Source organism: Polynucleobacter sp. 35-46-11 (genome assembly GCF_002281105.1).
Genome location: NZ_NCFJ01000055.1, coordinates 1 through 17,472, shown reverse-complemented (window position 1 = coordinate 17,472; position 17,472 = coordinate 1). Strand labels below are relative to the sequence as shown.

At 45.7% G+C, this 17,472-nt stretch carries 18 protein-coding genes and 1 tRNA gene; 9 read left to right on the top strand and 10 right to left on the bottom strand.

Translation table 11 applies throughout. The features are described 5' to 3' along the window. Positions 1–11: 11 nt before the first annotated feature. Entirely contained in the window at positions 12–965 is a 954-nt protein-coding gene (gene gluQRS / locus B7Y67_RS06420; protein ID WP_363926682.1) for a tRNA glutamyl-Q(34) synthetase GluQRS, read from the top strand. Here the strand turns inward: gluQRS and B7Y67_RS06415 are convergent. The 3 genes from B7Y67_RS06415 to B7Y67_RS06405 form a co-directional block, all read right to left on the bottom strand. Then, positions 952–2,403: a DEAD/DEAH box helicase gene (locus B7Y67_RS06415; RefSeq protein ID WP_293597929.1), complete on the bottom strand. Its 1,452-nt coding sequence runs from the start codon at positions 2,401–2,403 to the stop codon at positions 952–954. The genes gluQRS and B7Y67_RS06415 overlap by 14 nt on opposite strands. 6 nt (positions 2,404–2,409) lie before the next feature. After that, positions 2,410–2,817, bottom strand: coding sequence for a heme-binding protein (locus B7Y67_RS06410; protein ID WP_293597928.1), 408 nt, complete (start codon positions 2,815–2,817; stop codon positions 2,410–2,412). A gap of 126 nt (positions 2,818–2,943) precedes the next feature. Beyond that, positions 2,944–4,128 (bottom strand): aminotransferase class V-fold PLP-dependent enzyme, encoded by a 1,185-nt coding sequence (locus B7Y67_RS06405; RefSeq protein ID WP_293597927.1) that lies wholly within the window; start codon positions 4,126–4,128, stop codon positions 2,944–2,946. Positions 4,129–4,307: 179 nt separating this feature from the next. On the opposite strand from B7Y67_RS06405, the gene B7Y67_RS06400 reads away from it, so the two are divergent. Both B7Y67_RS06400 and B7Y67_RS06395 read left to right on the top strand, forming a co-directional pair. After that, complete coding sequence (locus B7Y67_RS06400; RefSeq protein WP_293597926.1) at positions 4,308–4,991, top strand: GntR family transcriptional regulator; 684 nt, start codon at positions 4,308–4,310, stop codon at positions 4,989–4,991. Next, positions 4,988–8,077, top strand: coding sequence for an FAD-binding and (Fe-S)-binding domain-containing protein (locus B7Y67_RS06395; protein ID WP_293597925.1), 3,090 nt, complete (start codon positions 4,988–4,990; stop codon positions 8,075–8,077). Before B7Y67_RS06400 ends, B7Y67_RS06395 begins: the two co-directional genes overlap by 4 nt. Positions 8,078–8,094: 17 nt before the next feature. On the opposite strand, the gene B7Y67_RS06390 is transcribed toward B7Y67_RS06395, so the two are convergent. Genes B7Y67_RS06390 through queG form a run of 3 tightly spaced genes read right to left on the bottom strand, consistent with a single transcriptional unit; the run spans position 8,095 to position 10,360 of the window. Beyond that, positions 8,095–8,436 carry an AzlD domain-containing protein gene (locus B7Y67_RS06390; RefSeq protein ID WP_293597924.1) on the bottom strand — a complete coding sequence of 114 codons (342 nt, stop codon included), beginning with the start codon at positions 8,434–8,436 and terminating at the stop codon, positions 8,095–8,097. Then, on the bottom strand, positions 8,436–9,221 hold the full coding sequence (locus tag B7Y67_RS06385) for an AzlC family ABC transporter permease (protein ID WP_293597923.1): 786 nt from the start codon (positions 9,219–9,221) through the stop codon (positions 8,436–8,438). The genes B7Y67_RS06390 and B7Y67_RS06385 overlap by 1 nt, the downstream gene beginning before the upstream one ends. A gap of 44 nt (positions 9,222–9,265) precedes the next feature. Further along, the gene (gene queG, locus B7Y67_RS06380; RefSeq protein WP_293597922.1) at positions 9,266–10,360 is read right to left on the bottom strand and encodes a tRNA epoxyqueuosine(34) reductase QueG; all 1,095 of its coding nucleotides are present in this window, start codon (positions 10,358–10,360) and stop codon (positions 9,266–9,268) included. Positions 10,361–10,403: 43 nt separating this feature from the next. Here queG and tsaE point away from each other — a divergent pair, with 43 nt between their 5' ends. From tsaE to B7Y67_RS06365, 3 genes are all read left to right on the top strand, one after another. Further along, the gene (tsaE, locus tag B7Y67_RS06375) at positions 10,404–10,931 is read left to right on the top strand and encodes a tRNA (adenosine(37)-N6)-threonylcarbamoyltransferase complex ATPase subunit type 1 TsaE (protein ID WP_293597921.1); all 528 of its coding nucleotides are present in this window, start codon (positions 10,404–10,406) and stop codon (positions 10,929–10,931) included. A 5-nt stretch (positions 10,932–10,936) separates the two neighbouring features. After that, positions 10,937–12,274 carry an N-acetylmuramoyl-L-alanine amidase gene (locus B7Y67_RS06370; RefSeq protein WP_293597920.1) on the top strand — a complete coding sequence of 446 codons (1,338 nt, stop codon included), beginning with the start codon at positions 10,937–10,939 and terminating at the stop codon, positions 12,272–12,274. 142 nt (positions 12,275–12,416) lie between these two features. Then, a tRNA-Lys gene (locus tag B7Y67_RS06365) sits at positions 12,417–12,492 on the top strand. A 148-nt stretch (positions 12,493–12,640) separates the two neighbouring features. Here B7Y67_RS06365 and B7Y67_RS06360 read toward each other — a convergent pair. Further along, a complete protein-coding gene (locus tag B7Y67_RS06360) occupies positions 12,641–13,228 on the bottom strand; it encodes a hypothetical protein (RefSeq protein ID WP_293597919.1) in 588 nt (195 codons plus the stop codon). Positions 13,229–13,255: 27 nt separating this feature from the next. Further along, the gene (locus tag B7Y67_RS06355) at positions 13,256–14,443 is read right to left on the bottom strand and encodes a hypothetical protein (protein ID WP_293597918.1); all 1,188 of its coding nucleotides are present in this window, start codon (positions 14,441–14,443) and stop codon (positions 13,256–13,258) included. Positions 14,444–14,603: 160 nt separating this feature from the next. On the opposite strand from B7Y67_RS06355, the gene B7Y67_RS06350 reads away from it, so the two are divergent. Then, positions 14,604–15,656 (top strand): hypothetical protein, encoded by a 1,053-nt coding sequence (locus B7Y67_RS06350; protein WP_293597917.1) that lies wholly within the window; start codon positions 14,604–14,606, stop codon positions 15,654–15,656. A gap of 49 nt (positions 15,657–15,705) precedes the next feature. Next, positions 15,706–15,942, top strand: coding sequence for a hypothetical protein (locus tag B7Y67_RS06345; RefSeq protein ID WP_293597916.1), 237 nt, complete (start codon positions 15,706–15,708; stop codon positions 15,940–15,942). On the opposite strand, the gene B7Y67_RS06340 is transcribed toward B7Y67_RS06345, so the two are convergent. Beyond that, positions 15,908–16,066 (bottom strand): hypothetical protein, encoded by a 159-nt coding sequence (locus B7Y67_RS06340; RefSeq protein ID WP_293597915.1) that lies wholly within the window; start codon positions 16,064–16,066, stop codon positions 15,908–15,910. The two genes, B7Y67_RS06345 and B7Y67_RS06340, sit on opposite strands and share 35 nt — an antisense overlap. Before the next feature lie 199 nt (positions 16,067–16,265). Here B7Y67_RS06340 and B7Y67_RS06335 point away from each other — a divergent pair, with 199 nt between their 5' ends. Beyond that, the gene (locus B7Y67_RS06335; RefSeq protein ID WP_293597914.1) at positions 16,266–16,889 is read left to right on the top strand and encodes a hypothetical protein; all 624 of its coding nucleotides are present in this window, start codon (positions 16,266–16,268) and stop codon (positions 16,887–16,889) included. Here the strand turns inward: B7Y67_RS06335 and B7Y67_RS06330 are convergent. Then, positions 16,879–17,319 carry a DUF6641 family protein gene (locus tag B7Y67_RS06330; protein WP_293597913.1) on the bottom strand — a complete coding sequence of 147 codons (441 nt, stop codon included), beginning with the start codon at positions 17,317–17,319 and terminating at the stop codon, positions 16,879–16,881. The two genes, B7Y67_RS06335 and B7Y67_RS06330, sit on opposite strands and share 11 nt — an antisense overlap. Positions 17,320–17,472 lie beyond the last annotated feature (153 nt).

The window sequence follows — 17,472 nt, the reverse complement described above, 5'->3', positions numbered from 1 at the left end:
TCATTTTAGCTGTGCCGAACTTGAAAAACCCCTCACCCCCAGCCGACGGCTATCGCGGGCGATTTGCCCCCTCGCCTACTGGCCCGCTGCATGCGGGATCGCTCGTTGCGGCCCTGGGAAGCTGGTTAGATGCCCGAAAAAATCAAGGGAAATGGCTACTCCGAATTGAGGATTTAGACACCCCCCGCTGCATTCCGGGAGCTGACCAAGAAATCATGCGTCAATTGCTTGCCTGCGGGCTTAGCTGGGATGAGGAGCCCACATGGCAATCCAAGCACCAAGATCGCTATAAACAAGCTCTAGAGCGCTTAAATGGGCTCCAAACCGTCTATCCCTGCACCTGTTCCCGACAAAGCATCGCAAGCGCTCTAGAAGCTCAAGGCGTGATTACCGCCCGCAATCAAGAAATGGTTTACCCGGGCACCTGCCGTCCCCAAGAAATCCCCGCATACAAGGATGAAAGCGTCCTCTTGGATGGGGTAGCTTGGAGACTTACCCTTCCCCCAGGCCTCAGCCTTCATTTTGAAGATCTGGCACTGGGCAATCAAAGTCAGGATCTCAATCGAGAAGTGGGAGATTTTGTACTGCGTCGTCGAGATGGCGTATTCACCTATCAACTCGCGGTAGTAGTAGATGATGCAGAACAAGGAATTACTCACATTGTGCGTGGCGTAGATTTACTGAGCAACACGGCACGACAAATTCATCTTCAACACGTTTTAGGGTATACAACCCCGAACTACTTGCATTTACCCTTAGTACTGGATGAGCATGGCGAAAAGCTCAGCAAGCAAACTTTAGCGAGCGCTATTCATACTGATAATGCGCAGCAAGCTTTACAAGAATTACGTAAAGCTGCAGAGCATTTAGGACTGAGAGATCTTCCGAGTGGAAAAGAGATTTCGATCGCTGAGTGGCTCTTAGCAGCCACTCAGGCTTGGGATAGAAAAATTATTTCTTCTTAAAGCCGCCGAGCAAAGCGCCGACAGCTGGTCTTGCAGGCGTGATACCGACTTTTTTCTCATCACTATTTGAGGTACTAGTGTTCGACTGTGTCACAGCGCTAGGCTCATAAGGTTTATAGAAAAATGGGTCTGACATTTTTGCTGGAGCATCTGATCTCGAGGAGCTTCTACTAGGCGCTGGACTAAAGCTAGGAGCGCCCTCAGGCAATGGCTGAATATCTAACTTCCGCTTCATCAACTTTTCAATATCGTCGAGCAAACGTTTTTCACTGGCATCGACCAATGCAATCGCATCGCCCTTACTACCTGCACGACCCGTACGACCGATGCGGTGAATGAAGTCTTCGGCATTAAACGGCAACTCGTGATTAATCACACAAGGCATTGACGGAATATCTAAACCGCGAGCAGCTACGTCAGTTGCAACTAAGGCTTCAATCGCTCCAGACTTAAATGCATCTAAAGTAAGAGTGCGCTCACCCTGACTCTTGTCTCCATGAATCGCGCCCGCTTTAATGCCATCACGCTCTAATGAACGCGCTAATCGAGCACAACCTAAACGGCTATTAGTAAAAATGATGCACTGACGAGATAAGCCTTGACGAGTACGCGCTTCAAGCACTTTCACAATCGCGCGTTGCTTGTCGGCACTAGACACCATATGCACTACTTGCTTCACCGTATCTGCCGCAGCGTTTTGACGTGCCACCTCCACAGTAACTGGAGTACGCAAATAACTCTGCGCTAACTTTTTAATCTCAGGCGAGAACGTGGCTGAGAACAAGAGTGTTTGGCGCTGCGCTGGAATCAAATCAATGATGCGCTGTAAGTCAGGCAAGAAGCCCATATCGAGCATACGGTCCGCTTCATCTAACACCAGAATTTCTACTTGAGAGAGATTGGCTACCTTTGAGCCAATGTGATCCAGCAAGCGTCCTGGGGTAGCAATCAAAATCTCGACACCACCACGCAATGTGGCAACTTGCTCTTTCATATCCACGCCACCGTAAACCACGGCAGCACGTAAATCAGTGTGCTTAGAATAGCTCGCTGCGTTCTCGGCAACCTGAACAGCCAACTCACGCGTTGGTGTTAATACCAAAGCACGGATTGGATGACGAGCAGGCGAGGCACTGCTGCTCGCATGACGCAGAATCTTTTGAATAATTGGCAACACAAAAGCGGCTGTCTTACCGGTACCCGTTTGGGCCGCGCCCATCAAATCACTGCCTGCCAATACGTGCGGAATGGCTTGCGCTTGAATCGGAGTTGGGGTGTTGTAACCCTGCTCAGATACCGGGGTGTTGTAACCCTGCTCAGATACCGCTTTTTGAATCTTTGGATCTAAGCCAAAGTCAGCAAAGGTAATTGTTGCTGGGGTGGCGCTACTCTCAGTAGCGCCGGTAGGGGAATTTATTTCAGGAACAGTATTTGTCAAGGTAACTTACAGAATGGCTGCAATGCCGGCCTTCGCGGTTTCGGCATCCTCAGTCGATTTAACGCCGGAAACGCCGACTGCGCCGATGGTAAACCCATTTACCTCGATATTGACGCCACCTTCTAACATGCCCGAAATATGCGGGGCAGATAAAAATGAGATACGTCCGTTATTAATAATCTCTTCATATACACGGCTCTCACGTTTACCCATTGCAGCAGTACGCGCTTTTTCTTGAGCAATGTAAGCAGAGACAGGTGCACAACCATCACGACGGGCTAAACCCAACAAGTGGCCGCCATCATCACAAACAGCAATCGTTACCGCCCAATTATTTTTAGCTGCATGCTGATCAGCCGCAGTCAAAATCTTTTGAACATCAGCCTGAGTTAAATAAGGTTTAGTTGCCAACATGTGAAATCTTTCTGTCTCGAATATGTTTTATTTGATGAAAGTACTATCTATATAAGTACTTGAATTATAAGGGGTGTAGGCCAATTAATCCACCAGCCGACACCCCATTGACACCCAACTTACTGATTATTGTAGAAATTCTTGGGCAGCAACCACACCGCTGGCCTTAGGCTTATAGCCCATCGAACCCAAACTCATCTCTACTCCACTAAGTGCAGCCATCAGACTGAGCTCATTGCAATCACCTAAATGACCGATGCGGAAGGCTTTACCTTTAATTTTTCCAAGTCCTGTACCGAGAGATAAATTGAACTTCTCCAGAGCATGCTTACGCAGAATATCCGCATCCATACCTTCTGGTGTAGCAATACAAGTGAGCACTGGAGAATGGCAATCTTTATCTTGACACTGGATTTCTAAGCCCCACGCATTAACCGCTTCACGGCAAGCTGCCGCCAAACGTTGATGACGGGCAAAGATCGTGTCCAGACCTTCAGCCATGATCATGTCGATAGCTTCATGCAAGCCGTACATTAAATTCGTGCTCGGCGTCGTTGGCCAGTAACCTGTTTTATTGGACTCCAAGATCTCATCCCAAGCCCAATAGGCCTTGGACATCTTGTTTGTTTTGCTGACTTCAATCGCCCTTGCAGACAAAGCATTAAAGCCAATTCCTGGAGGCAGCATCAAGCCTTTTTGTGAGCCAGACACGGTCACGTCAGCACCCCATTTGTCATGCTCATAGTCCGCAGAACCTAAGCCAGAAACGGTGTCAACCAAGAGCAGGGCTGGGTGCTTGAGAGAATCGATCGCCTTACGAACCGCAGCAATATTGGAAGTAACGCCGGTGGAGGTTTCGTTATGGACCACACAAACTGCTTTGATTTCGTGTCCTGTGTCTTTGCGTAAACGCTCTTCGATGACTGAAGCATCAACACCCCAACGCCAAGTATCTTGGCCAGGCTTCGTTACCACCTCAACCTCTAAGCCCAGACGCTTGCCTAGGGCACGCCATAAGTTAGCAAACTGACCAGTTTCATAAAAAAGCACCTTGTCGCCCGGATTCATCACGTTGACCAAAGCGCCTTCCCAAGAACCTGTTCCAGAAGCTGAGTAAATAATGACTGGTTGCTCGGTCTTAAAAATCTTTTTAATGCCATCCAAAACCTTAAGGCCGAATTGACCAAATTCTGGTCCACGATGATCAATGGTTTGATAGCTAATTGCCCGCAGAATGCGTGATGGCACTGGGCTTGGTCCAGGGATATGTAAGAAATGACGACCTGAGAGGTGGTTATCTAGTTTTAGCATGCTGTGTCTCACTTGGTTTTTGTAGTTAATCTTGCAAGCCAGTGTAAGGCACTTTTTTCTAATTTACAATTTTGTATGCAAAATATTTATACAATAAGTAAAAATTAAGCTATTTACAGTTTTTTTTATAGCTATTGATAGGTTATAGTAAATATGTATACAAAATTAAGGCATTTCCAATGATGCTCACAACGCCCGCAAATACGCAAAACTTGCATGAAGCTACCTTCCTAAAGCTCAGAGCTTTATTAGTGGAGGGCGCCATTACGCCGGGAAGCAAACTCAATGAACGGGAGTTGGCAGAGCAGCTCAACGTGTCACGCACCCCTATTCGCGAGGCAATTCGACGCTTAGCCGCTGATGGCTTAGTTGAGCTGATTGCAAACCGCGGAGCAATTGCAGTGCAACTCAGCCGAGATGACATCCTGCACACCTTTGATGTGATTGCGAATTTAGAGGGCTACTCTGGAGAGTTAGCAGCACAAAACATAAACGATCAAGCGCTCATTGAGCTTGAAGCTCTCCAATATGAAATGATGGCCTCGTATGCTCGCAGAGATCTCTCAAGCTACTACCGACTGAATCTCAAGATTCACCAAGCCATTAATCAAGCGGCAAACAATCCCGTCTTAAGTCAGCTGTTTACCCAGGTCAATGCCCGCATTGAGGCACTGCGCTTTCGCTCGAATCAAGATGGCGTGAAATGGGAAAAAGCTGTTGTCGAGCACCAGGAAATGTTAGATGCATTAAAGGCACGTGACAGCGTGCGCATGCGCAAAGTCATGATGCAACACGTCATGAATAAACGTGATGTTGTTATTCAATTAGTTGACTCAGAATCCAAACAGAAAGTTGCGGCATGAACAAGCCACTCGATTTACCACTTCCAGACTTCGTTGCCAATAAGGCAGAGTTAGCCAAGCGCCTCAGGCAAGAAACCTCTGGTGAAGTCATGACAGACATAGCTAGTCGTGGACGCTACGCAACAGATGCTTCAATTTATCAAGCAATGCCTGTGGCTGTCTTTGTTCCTAAAACAGCCGAAGATATTGCAACTGCTATTCAGATTGCAGCTGATCTAGGGGTTCCAGTGTTGCCACGCGGAGGTGGTACTAGTCAGTGCGGGCAAACCACTGGCACAGCACTCGTGATCGACAATACAAAATACTTTCGCAAACTCTTGCATGCTGATCCAGAAAAAGCAACCGCAGTGGTTGAGCCTGGCATTGTTTTAGACCACCTGAATGCTGCACTCAAACCCCATGGCCTCTGGTACCCGGTAGATGTCTCCACTGCTGGTCAGGCAACGATTGGTGGCATGGCCGGTAATAACTCTTGCGGAAGTCGCTCTATTGCCTATGGAAACATGGTGCACAACGTTTTAGGAATTGATGCTTGGCTAGCAAATGGACAAGTGGCTAGCTTTGGAAATTACGCCAATAGTTCTGGCGCCGCAAAACAACTTGGTGATTTTGTAAAAGGTCTTGCCAATACCCTCCAACCAGAAATCGAAGCACATTTCCCCAAGGTATTACGTCGTGTAGCTGGATACAATCTCGATGTCTTTCATCCACAAAGCGAGCGTCCATATACCCAGGACGGTAGCGTCAATTTAGCGCATCTACTAGTTGGTAGCGAAGGTACCTTGGCTTATTTCAAATCACTTGAACTGAAGTTAGCGCCTTTGCCACAACATAAAGTACTTGGGGTAGTGAACTTTGTAAGCTTCTTCAAGGCGATGGATAGTGCGCAACATATCGTCAAGCTTGGGCCCACTGCCGTTGAGTTAGTTGATCGCACGATGATTGACTTAGCGCGCCACAACCCGAGCTTTAAGAAAACCATTGAGACTGCCCTCATTGATGCTAGCGGCCCCACTCCTGAAGCAATCCTATTAGTGGAGTTCTCCGGCGAAGCGCACGCCCCCTTGCTCGAGAAATTAAAATCGTTGCAGAGTTTGATGGGTGACCTAGGTCTACCAGGCTCGGTAGTGGCTATGCCTGATGCTAGTTTGCAAAAGAATTTATGGGAGGTGCGTAAGGCTGGTCTAAATATCATGATGAGCTTGAAGGGCGATGGCAAGCCAGTCAGCTTTATCGAAGACTGCGCAGTCCCACTAGAGAGTCTTGCTGAATATACCCAAGCACTCACAGACGTATTTGCTAAATACGGTTCACGCGGTACTTGGTATGCGCATGCTTCAGTAGGCACCCTCCATGTACGCCCTATCCTAGATATGCGCCGTGATGGCGCACAAAAAATGCGTGCGGTTGCTGAAGAGGCATCTGCATTGGTGCGTAAGTACAAAGGCGCCTATAGTGGCGAACATGGTGATGGACTTTGTCGCGGAGAGTGGATCTCCTGGCAATTTGGACCCAAGATTACTGAAGCGCTTGCAGAAATTAAACATGGGTTTGATCCAAATGGATTATTTAATCCCGGCAAGATTGTTGATCCACCCAAGATGGATGATGCAAGCAATTTCCGCTTTCCACCAAGCTACAAGGTCATTCCACTGCAACCTGCTTTAGATTGGTCCGCTTGGAATGTACAAAATAATCCTGTCACTGAAGAGACCAGCGCTCCCGGCACTGGTGGCGACCCTGCAATGGGCTTAGCTAAAGCAGTAGAGATGTGCAATAACAATGGTCACTGTCGCAAGTTTGATGCGGAAGTGATGTGCCCAAGTTATCGTGTGACTCGCGATGAAAAGCATCTCACTCGTGGTCGCGCTAACACTTTACGTCTCGCACTTTCCAATCAACTGGATATTAAAGACGAAAGTTCACCTCTTGGTAGTGATGCTATTAAAGAAGTGATGGAGCTCTGTGTCAGCTGCAAGGCCTGTCGCCGTGAATGTCCTACTGGCGTTGATATGGCGAAGATGAAGATTGAGTTTTTATCAGCATACAAAAAACGGGTTGGGCACTCATTACGAGATCTAGCCGTAGCCTATTTACCGAAATATGCACCTATCATTAGCAGCATTCCTGGTTTGCCTGCGCTACTTAACTTGCGAAATCACATTACTCCGATTGCTAAAGTACAAGAATGGGTGATGGGTATTTCTGCACAAAGAAGTTTGCCAACCTGGAAAGCCAAAACATTCTGGAGCGAGAAAAGCAAGCTCACACCATACCAATTTACGCCAGCAGAACTCAGTACAGCAGATGCAAACGGTCATCAGGGTGTGGTACTTTTAGCCGATACCTTCAATGCCTACTTTGAAGATGAAAACTTGCAGGCTGCACTAGCTGTTCTGAAGGCTGCTGGCTATCGCGTTCATATTCCACAAAAGAGCTTAGTAAAACAAGAATCACAAGCAGCCTCGAGCAACACCTGCTCTAAAGAATTTTGTTGTGGTCGCACTTATCTGGCAGCAGGCATGGTTGATAAAGCTAAAGCCAGCTTAGATGAATTAGTGAATCATTTAGCTCCATTTGCAGAAAAAGGGGTCCCGATTATTGGTCTTGAGCCTTCGTGTCTTTTCACGCTAAAGGATGAGGCTTTAGTCATGGGCTTTGGTGAGCGTGCAGTTACTGTAAGCAAGCATGTGCAACTCTTAGAGGAGTTCCTGGCTAGCGAAGCAAAAAGTGGCAAGCTCCAGTTGCAATTAAAACCAGCATCGCGCCCAGTACTATTTCATGGGCATTGCCATCAAAAATCATTTGCAGCCGTCACACCAGCGCTGGAGCTTCTGAAACTCATCCCCAATGCAGAACCCAAGCTGATCGAATCATCCTGTTGCGGCATGGCAGGTAGCTTTGGTTATGAAGCTGAGCACATTGAAGTGTCAAAACAAATGGCAGAAGCAAGCCTCTTGCCAGCAATTCGTAAAGCGCCAGATAGTTGGGTGGTTGCGGATGGGACAAGCTGTCGCCATCAGATTGCTGATGGCACGCAAAGAGAGGCTGTACATATTGCCAAAATTTTGGCGGCCCATCTCTAATCTATTGAATGGTTTACTTAGCGCATCACGCCGTAAGCGAGCATCAACAGTGTTCCAGTCAATAAGGCTGGAACGAGGCGGCGTGTTGGCTTAGAAACCATCACGCCAATACTGAGAACGCAAATCAGAATCCGAATCCATACAGGGACGGTTGCCAAGAGGCCAATGGGCATCAAAACCATTCTGACAACCAGAGCGGCAACCATCGCATAAGTTACCGCTGCAAGCCAACGAAAGATTTCGCTTTCTTGATTAATTTTTTTGGCGAGTAAAACGCCAATTGCTCGGCAAAAGTATGTGCCGATTGTGGCGCCAGCTAAGGCAATCCATAAACCCCAACCTTGAAGAGCGGCATTCATTAACCTATTACCCCCGCTTTCTTACGCAATACTTTGCGATCGAATAAGTAGGCAACAGTTCCCGCCACTAAGCCGGTAGTCAGCAAGCTTGTATCGCGATCCAAAATAAAGAAAAATGGCCCGAGAATAAATCCCAATCCGATAGCAATGCGATTAATCCAAGGGCCTACTTCAGTAAACGTGAGCAAAAAGAATAAAGGGTTGATGAATACCAAACCCAAGGTGATTGCCGGTGGCACCATGCCCGCCAGAAAATAACCCAAAATAGTGCCCGGCACAGAGATCAACCAACATAGCAAGCCAAGACCGATGAAATAGCTAGATCGATGCTTAGCTTCGATAGTCTGAAACTCGCGCATAGAGATTGCCCATGCAGTCATTGCTAAAAGATGAACGGAAGCGTAAAGACTGTGATTACGATCTTTTTCATGAAGCTGAGGAAAGAGTGTCACCGTCATAGTGATAAAGCGCGTGGACGTTAAAGTCACCGCCAAAGCTATTGCAATCACCGATGATCCAGTAATCGCCATCTCCAATAAAACTACCTGACCAGGTAACGCAAACATAAAGAAACTGGTGGCTCCAGTAAACCAAGCATCCATGCCATTGGTTTTACCCATCGCCCCAAATCCCACCATACCTGCAAATAAAACCATGGCTGGCGCCCCTGATGCATCCCGAATACCAGCCCAAAAAGCATCCCTACGGCTTTTAAAGCGCTGCGCTACCGAAGCCTCTAGAGCAATTTCACTAGGGTCTATAAACGGTTGGTCGGCAGATGACATGGGATGATTGTAAGTGAGATGAGATCAAGCTTTACTGAATAGATTCACAAGTCGAGCGCCCACTGAATATGCTCAGCCACTAGCGCATCAGCCGCAGGCAAGGCACTTGATAAGTCCTCACGGATCGGGCCCTTATCTACCTCGGGCACGCTACTATCAGCCAAAGCATTACCCATCGCTACAGCCAAGTTTCTGCGCCAGCGTGAATAGCCAATTCGGCGAATAGCGCTACCCTCATGGCGCTTCTCAAATTCATCTTCGGTCCAAGACCAAAGTTGCAAGAGGCTTGCTCTACCAAGCCCATGTCGCTCAGCAAAATCGGGCAAGGCCGTGCGTTGCGCAAACTTATTCCAAGGACAAATCAATTGACAATCATCACATCCATAAACACGATTGCCCATCGCCCTCCGAAACTCCACCGGAATGGCATCTGGATTTTCAATCGTTAAATAAGAGATGCAGCGTCGCGCGTCTAATTGGTACGGCGCCGTAATGGCTTGCGTAGGACATATATCAATACAAGATTGGCAAGTGCCACAATGCGCCTCTTCCTCTGTATCTATTGGTAGAGGAACATCCACCAAAATCTCACCCAAAAAGAATGTTGACCCGGATTCACGATTCAGCAACAGCGTGTGCTTACCTCGCCAACCTAAGCCCGCCTTACGAGCTAACTCCACTTCCATCAATGGTGCTGAGTCGGTAAATACACGATAGCCAAATGAACCAATCTGCTTTTCAATCCTCTGCGCAAATTCTTGCAAACGATTGCGCATCACCTTGTGATAATCGCGCCCTCGCGCATACATCGATACCACCGCTTGAGTTGGCTCGGCCAAGCGCTGCCACTCGCCATCAAAATCCATCGCGGGAGATAAGTAATTCATAGTGACGCAAATGACTCTGACAGCCCCCGGAACGAGCATGCTGGGATCAGAGCGCAAATCGGCATGTCTGGCCATGTATTCCATCTGACCGTGGCGACCCTGCTCTAACCACTCATGAAGTCTCTCCGTGGCCGATCCAAGATGGGTATCTGTAATACGCAAGCCATCAAAACCCAATTGACGAGACTGATCATTCAGCCATTCACGCAGATTGGTCTGGTCAACAGAGTTCGGTATTTGGGAAGAAGTCATTAGGAATACAGAATGTAGCTGAATAATTGAATAAACTAGGCAAATGGCTCAGAATTCATTTACTCAACATTGTAGGCAAGAAGTCGATACGACCGCTTTGGCTCAAAAGCTTGCCTCCAGTCTTAGTCGGCTGTTTCAAGTGGATCCTAACGCCCACCTCAACATCTCCCTAGAAGGTGATCTTGGGGCTGGCAAGACTACTTTTGCCCGCCATCTAATACAAGCCCTCGGATATGAAGGCCGAGTGAAGAGTCCGACCTACACCTTGTGTGAGCCCTACCCTATTCAAATCAAGGATAGCAACCCAAACACTGCAGCAAGCATCACCGCTCATCACTTTGACCTCTACCGCATGAGGGATCCACTGGAGTGGCAAGAGGCAGGTTTTGCAGAACATTTTGATGAGCCTGGATTCTGTTTGGTGGAATGGCCAGAAAAAGCTCAGGGCACCCTTCCCGCTTTTGATATTGAAATTCACTTAGTGGCCGGCGAAGAGGAGTCAGAAAGACAAATAGAACTCAAAGCAAACTCCGAGCTTGGGATAGTCGTTATAAACAGATTGCACCCCTAACAGAGATGAGTAAGCTCCCCATTAATTCCTATAGAAGAAGGCACCTCAGAACTTCAGCAAAGATTTTGGGACTCATTCTCCTCTTTGGCGAGGCAGAGATTGCTTGGGGCGCCAAGATTTTGGGTGTACGTATTTGGCCTGCAGAGGATTACACGCGTATCACGCTGGAGTCCGATAAAGCGCTTCCTATTACTCAACAACTACTCACCAACCCCGATCGTTTAGTAGTCGATATTCAAGGCATGGAATTCAATTCCACCCTGAAAGACTTAGTAGCCAAAGTCAAACCGAATGATCCTTACGTCTCTCAAATTCGGGTAGGTCAATTTCAGCCTGGCATGGTGCGCTTGGTGTTTGATCTTAAGGAGCCTGTCAAGCCTCAACTCTTCACACTAGACCCGATTGCGGAATACCAATACCGCATGGTGCTCGACCTCTATCCAGCGACTCCACCAGATCCTTTGATGGAATTGGTCAAAAATAGTGCCCGCAAAGAGAGCGCTCTAGAAAAAGCCAATGAAGAAATTGACTTAATTGCGCAGTTTGCAAGCAAGCAAGAAAAAGAGGCTCCAAGGGCGCCAGTAGCGCAAGCGATTCCAGATGTAAAGCAGCCCACTGCCCCAGCAAAACATAAGCGCCTCATTACCATTGCAATCGATGCGGGTCACGGTGGAGAAGATCCAGGTGCCATTGGTGCCATGGGATCCAAAGAAAAGCATGTTGTTCTCTCGATTGCTAAACTCTTACGCGACAAGATTGAAAACGATCCTTATATGCGCCCGTTTCTGACTAGGGATGGCGACTACTTTGTACCCCTTCATACTAGAGTGCAAAAAGCGCGGCGCGTGGAAGCTGATTTATTTGTCTCGATTCATGCAGATGCTTTTATTGAACCAAGAGCAAAAGGCGCTTCAGTCTTTGCCTTATCCCAAATGGGTGCCAGTAGTACAACAGCGCGATGGATGGCCAATAAAGAAAATGCCTCCGACCTCATTGGCGGCATCAATATTAAAACGCAAGATAAGCAGCTCGCTAACTTATTGTTAGATATGTCGACCACCGCCCAGATCAAAGACTCACTTCAAGTGGGCACATCGATTCTGAAACAAATTAGTGGGTTTGCACCCCTACATAAAGCCAAAGTTGAGCAAGCCAGCTTTGCCGTTCTTAAGGCCCCTGATATCCCATCCATTCTGGTAGAGACCGCTTTTATTAGTAACCCCCAAGAAGAGGCTCGCCTGAATGACGATGCCTACCAAGACCGTATTGCCGAGGCAATTTTGAGGGGAATTAAGGACTATTTCTCAAAAAATCCACCGGTTGCCAGACGGGCAAACGCGTAGCACTCTTGTAACTACAAGGCGCAAAGGGGAAAGTCGGCAAACCTGGGGAAGCCCAACCAAGTTCTTGCTATAATTTCTGTCTTACTGGGTCGGTAGCTCAGTCGGTAGAGCAGCGGACTTTTACTATAATTTCTGTCTTACTGGGTCGGTAGCTCAGTCGGTAGAGCAGCGGACTTTTAATCCGTTGGTCGCGAGTTCGAATCTCGCCCGACCCACCAGTACTAAGAAACCCTCACTAGCAATAGTGGTCCCTTTTCTTTTGGTTAAATGGAATGTGCTGATAACTGTTAACTACAAGATGGAATCTTATAGCCCGTAATGAGTGGGGATAGACTGCGCTGGGTGACCGCAGCTTACCGTTGGCGACTATTGGTACTCATCACCTATTTTGAATTGCTTGGCAATTTCAACCTTAATTTGATTTCCAATAAGAATTGCTTGATCGGCAATAACTAGGAATTGATCTATGCCCTTACAGGTTGCGCCAGCCGTATTGAATGTACCGCCGGGTTTAATATCCTCTACCAAAGCATTTAAGTATCTATAAAACATAACAATCTTGGTCTGAAGCTCCGGAGCAAGCAAAGGCAACTTATCGATGTTGGCCTTATATAGAGGGTCGATTGCCTCAGAGATTTGAACCATATAGAAACTTGAAGTTGGATTAATCGAAATTACGTCCCTCAACCTCTTAAGCTCATCCAAATATTTCCTTTGATTAACAATCTCCAAGATGGCGCTAATCTCAGCATATATTTGATGTGCAACAGCCTGTTGATTTGCTTTTCTATCTCTCGAAGATTCCAGAGTCTTCACAATTAGTGGTGCCATGCCGCCCGCAAGCGCTCCGAGAACTGCAGCTATTACAGGAATCCAGGGATTTGATGGAGCGACTAAATCTTTCACATCTTTAAGTATGGAAATTGAAGCCTGAATACTTTGCATATCACTCATTTTTATATCTCAAGAAACCACAATCTCTTAAATCCTAAAAGACGACAAATCCATTTCTTCTCCACCACGTAAACGCATGGTGTACTGGTCGCCATCCACATAGATGAAGATATGCTTGTATTCACGACCATCTTCACGAACAGTCGAGCTGAGCTTTTCCCTTAACTCCTCCAGCTTGGCATAAGGGACTGCGAAGTTGACATCCAAGTCAACCATTCCGAAAAGCATATATCCGGAAGTAGCTTCGCTTAAGAATTGACGCTGAACCTCGTGATAAGCATACCAATAGAAAACCTCAGAACGAACATATCGCTTGGATATAGCGACTGCCGCATGGACATCCCCTCTTTGATCTGAGTACAGTGAATATTTTTTCTTAACTAAAACCTTGTCTAACTTGAGGCCCAATTCCTCAATGGCTAACTGCTTCTTCTGCTCAATTATTTCTCTAGGGGTAGTTTGAGGTGTGGCGTAAGTTTTCTGCTCAGGCTTATCTTGATAATCCAGCGGCTCACCTGCCCCGTCAATCTCCAAGTCTTTATCTTCGGCAGCAGTAAAGATCACATCAACGATCTTATCTATACGGGTATATTCAATAGGCTTGAGAATGGTATGAATCTTTTCTGTAACTTCTTTTCCTGAAGTTGATAAGTTCACTTCCATGAGCTTAATCAAGGCTTCAATACCAATAATCCTCATAGTCCAGGCGTGCTTAGAGCCCCTAACCTGAGCTTCTAGCGATTCGGTCTCGTCTCTGCCAATCACAATTAATATTGGCGAGTCATGGGGAACTCTGCCAGCCTCAGCCAATCGATCGCGATAAGTAGCAATGACATCTAACTTAATTGTGTAAGCGTTAGTAGTCTTAACTTCTATGACTAGACAATCAGATCCAGATGTCCAAATACCGTCATAGCCAATATCGTTACGAACACCTTGATATCGGCCGTTTTCCGCTGTGAAGCCAAGCCTTCCACCAATCTCATTAACGACATCCTGAAGCACCTGGCCGCTATTGGTAAAGGCATGGTCTGTGCAGTAAGTGGCATATTCAGCAAGTTTTTTGCTGTCTACCTCAGTGAGAAATTGCCTAAATTCGAGGGATGTTTCGCTACCGTCTTTGAGCTGGCCATCGCCCGCCATTTTGACGATAGTCTCAAGATTCATCTTTAGGACTGAATCTTTAGTGGCTTTCCAGATTTCAAGTAATGGCATATATGTATTTTTTAGGTATTTTCTACATATTACAAGGATTTAGGGTGGATTTAAGCTGCCCAGGGAAGGTCTAAGTGTCACTTTTCCGGACGCTTGCGATCTTATCTTGTCGAATAACTCCAAACCTGAGAAGATTATCTTAAAAATGATAAGGAAATTTATGAATATTCAGGAATTAATTGACTTAAGCAAATGGATTAAACGTGAAATTATTGATCGCCAGCTCCCCCAAAAATATGGGGCACTTCTTTCGGTTCTTCAGACCAATTCCCAGCCGAATCAACCAAAACAATCATTTGAAGTTCAGAAGGATGAGCTAATTGATACTCTTCTAACAATTAATACCGATAATTTAACTAAGGAGCAGCTGCAGTTCCTTGAAAAAATTGATCTTCTTCCCTTTATTGGGAAATCAGGAGTTAGTACTGTTGAAGACATCTTATACAAAAACGCAATAGATACAGCCACTGCAGCGCAGAAAATCCAAGAAATCATTCAAAAAATTAATGCTGCAATTGCAAAATTAAATCAAATTGAAACTGGTTTGAGTGATTGCATCGACTCCTCTGAAGTCGATCTTCATGGACAAATATTAATGAGAGTGACATTCAAAGGAAATGCTCAATTAGAAAATCTTACTGATTTTAAAAAATGGGGGGATACGTGGTATGACATAGGGAGAGGAATCGCTATGGCTCACAATTCTTCTCCTGAAGATATAAAGATTATTGGTGCAAGTAAAGGCTCAATAATATTAGAACTAGCTGTAGCGCAACTGATCGCTACCACTGTTGCAACCATTATTCTTTCGGCACTTAAAGTGGCTGAAAAAGTTTTGGATATTCGAAAAAAAGCCGAGGAGATTAGAGGGCTTAAACTCGCAAATGAAAAAATATCTCAAGAACTCGAAAAATCAGCTGATGATGAGAAAAAAATCGGTATAGAAGGAATTAAAAAGCAAATGATTGAGCAGTTAAATATCAGAGAGAATGGCGAAGGAGACAAAGTTAAGGCTCTTGATGTCTCTATAAGGGATCTCGTGACCTTTATTGAAAAAGGTGGCGATATTGATATGGTTATTCCCGAAGATAAGGGTCAAGAAGATGACATTAGTAATCAAAGCTTAAGAATGGCATTTAGCGAAATTCGCTTACTCGAGAAAAAAATAAATTTGCTTGAATTTCAAATCAAAGATGATAGCCTTGAATCTTAAGTTTGTTATTGAAATTTTTGATCAGGCATTTATTTAAAAGGAATGTTCGATGAGTAGATTTAAAGATATTCATGATGCATGGAAGCAAGGATTCACTGATGGATGGCAGTCAATTAAGAAATCTTCCATCCCTGGCATCCCTCCATTAGAAGATGGGGTGCCAGCGGGCGTTATCGATCAAAATGAGTACTACTACGAAAAGGCATACTCACTTGGGAGCGCAGCAGCGATCCAAGCAAATGCTGGAATAGTTAAACCGCGGCCAACTCCACCTGTCCAGCCTTAATCTTCTGCCTAGCCCGCTCAGCCTTAACTGCTTGCTGATCACGCTTTACACGATCCTTCATTGATTTAAGCCTGGCTTGCTCTGGGTTGAGTGGCCTTTGCGGGGCAATTTCATCAAATCTCATAGTTAACCTATCTGCAGGGGTTGATGTGGCACGTTGTTAGCACCAAATATGGCTTGAAACAGCTTATATGCCTGAGCCGGGTTTTGGGCGTAGAGAATAGTTTCCACCCACATCCCTGCTGCATTTACCGTTGCCTTATATCTTTTCATATAGATATTTAGCACATATTATTCTTCCATGTGACTCTAAGGGAACAAGCATGCAAAGCCAAGCATCTGACACAAAAGACATTCACGCTTTTGAAGTATTGATTAAAGATGTGACCTCAAGTCTAAATGATTTGAGAAACGCTGATGAACAGCATTTAAGAAGATCAACAATTAGAACTATTGGTGCTGCTATTGAGGGAATCATCTTTCACTTAAAGAATATTGCATTAAACCAAGCCACAAGTTTTCCGGAACTGTATTCTGATTTAGAGGTTGCCGCCCTAAAAGAGGAGACATACTCAGTAAACGAAAATGGAGTTGTCCAGAAAAAAACTATGCTTATTCCTTTAAAGACAAGTATCAAGCTTATTGTGAAAATAGTAGATAAAGACACCAAGTCCCTTCATGAAAAAAGTTTTAATAACAAAGGGTGGGATGCGCTAATTGCAAATATCGAAGTAAGAAATAGAATTACTCATCCAAAAAAGATTGAGGATCTCGCAATTACCAAAAAAGAGGTAGATCAAGCAATAAAGGCATTTCACTGGACTTTAGCTTTGGCGCTAAGAACCGGCGATTCAGTAAAAGAAAACCTGAAGTCTCGCGTAATCTCCCTAGAATCCAAAAGAAAGCTTAGTTCACATAAAAAGAAACTGCCGATACCTAACGCTTAAACCCACCTCTCAACCCAGCACTAGCTGTCTCGATTTGCTCATCTAGCTCCCCCGCCTCTACTGCTGCTTTAATAGATTCAAGGGCTTTAATTAAAGCTTCGCCGCTAGCTACTTCAACACTGGGCTTGCCTTTAGCTAGTTCCAGCGTCCAGCTGCCATATTTCACGGCGACACAGACTTTCCCTTCTTCACTTTGAAACCACCATGGCTTAATGCGCTTAGGTACTTCTACTTGTTTGCGTATCCCTGTTTCACGATCCTTTACGGTCTTGTACTTCATGACTACAAATGGGGTTCCATCCAGCTGACTTTTAGCTAGCTGGATCTGCTCCCACAATTTTGATCCTAGCTTATTCCTGCGGATAACGATTGCAGGCATATTGCGGGGCTTTTTGACTGCGACTAGTTTGAGATGACTTAATTGGCTCATTTGAATTCTCCTCTGTGGTTAATGGGCTCATTAAGTGTGTTTTCGATCTGATATTTTGGTCGACCTCTTTTTATCTATTCGCGCGAATTGGCTCATTTTGGATAGAAAAAATACGGTTTTTATTAACAAGGGCTAAATATTTACGAGTCGCGT

Bases quoted from the DNA above. Each gene is read 5' to 3' on its own strand.
- B7Y67_RS06410 (WP_293597928.1), bottom strand. From the start codon at position 2,817: ATGTTGGCAACTAAACCTTATTTAACTCAGGCTGATGTTCAAAAGATT.
- B7Y67_RS06405 (WP_293597927.1), bottom strand. From the start codon at position 4,128: ATGCTAAAACTAGATAACCACCTCTCAGGTCGTCATTTCTTACATATC.
- B7Y67_RS06400 (WP_293597926.1), top strand. From the start codon at position 4,308: ATGATGCTCACAACGCCCGCAAATACGCAAAACTTGCATGAAGCTACC.
- B7Y67_RS06395 (WP_293597925.1), top strand. From the start codon at position 4,988: ATGAACAAGCCACTCGATTTACCACTTCCAGACTTCGTTGCCAATAAG.
- B7Y67_RS06390 (WP_293597924.1), bottom strand. From the start codon at position 8,436: ATGAATGCCGCTCTTCAAGGTTGGGGTTTATGGATTGCCTTAGCTGGC.
- B7Y67_RS06385 (WP_293597923.1), bottom strand. From the start codon at position 9,221: ATGTCATCTGCCGACCAACCGTTTATAGACCCTAGTGAAATTGCTCTA.
- queG (WP_293597922.1), bottom strand. From the start codon at position 10,360: ATGACTTCTTCCCAAATACCGAACTCTGTTGACCAGACCAATCTGCGT.
- tsaE (WP_293597921.1), top strand. From the start codon at position 10,404: ATGGCTCAGAATTCATTTACTCAACATTGTAGGCAAGAAGTCGATACG.
- B7Y67_RS06370 (WP_293597920.1), top strand. From the start codon at position 10,937: ATGAGTAAGCTCCCCATTAATTCCTATAGAAGAAGGCACCTCAGAACT.
- B7Y67_RS06360 (WP_293597919.1), bottom strand. From the start codon at position 13,228: ATGAGTGATATGCAAAGTATTCAGGCTTCAATTTCCATACTTAAAGAT.
- B7Y67_RS06355 (WP_293597918.1), bottom strand. From the start codon at position 14,443: ATGCCATTACTTGAAATCTGGAAAGCCACTAAAGATTCAGTCCTAAAG.
- B7Y67_RS06350 (WP_293597917.1), top strand. From the start codon at position 14,604: ATGAATATTCAGGAATTAATTGACTTAAGCAAATGGATTAAACGTGAA.
- B7Y67_RS06345 (WP_293597916.1), top strand. From the start codon at position 15,706: ATGAGTAGATTTAAAGATATTCATGATGCATGGAAGCAAGGATTCACT.
- B7Y67_RS06340 (WP_293597915.1), bottom strand. From the start codon at position 16,066: ATGAGATTTGATGAAATTGCCCCGCAAAGGCCACTCAACCCAGAGCAA.
- B7Y67_RS06335 (WP_293597914.1), top strand. From the start codon at position 16,266: ATGCAAAGCCAAGCATCTGACACAAAAGACATTCACGCTTTTGAAGTA.
- B7Y67_RS06330 (WP_293597913.1), bottom strand. From the start codon at position 17,319: ATGAGCCAATTAAGTCATCTCAAACTAGTCGCAGTCAAAAAGCCCCGC.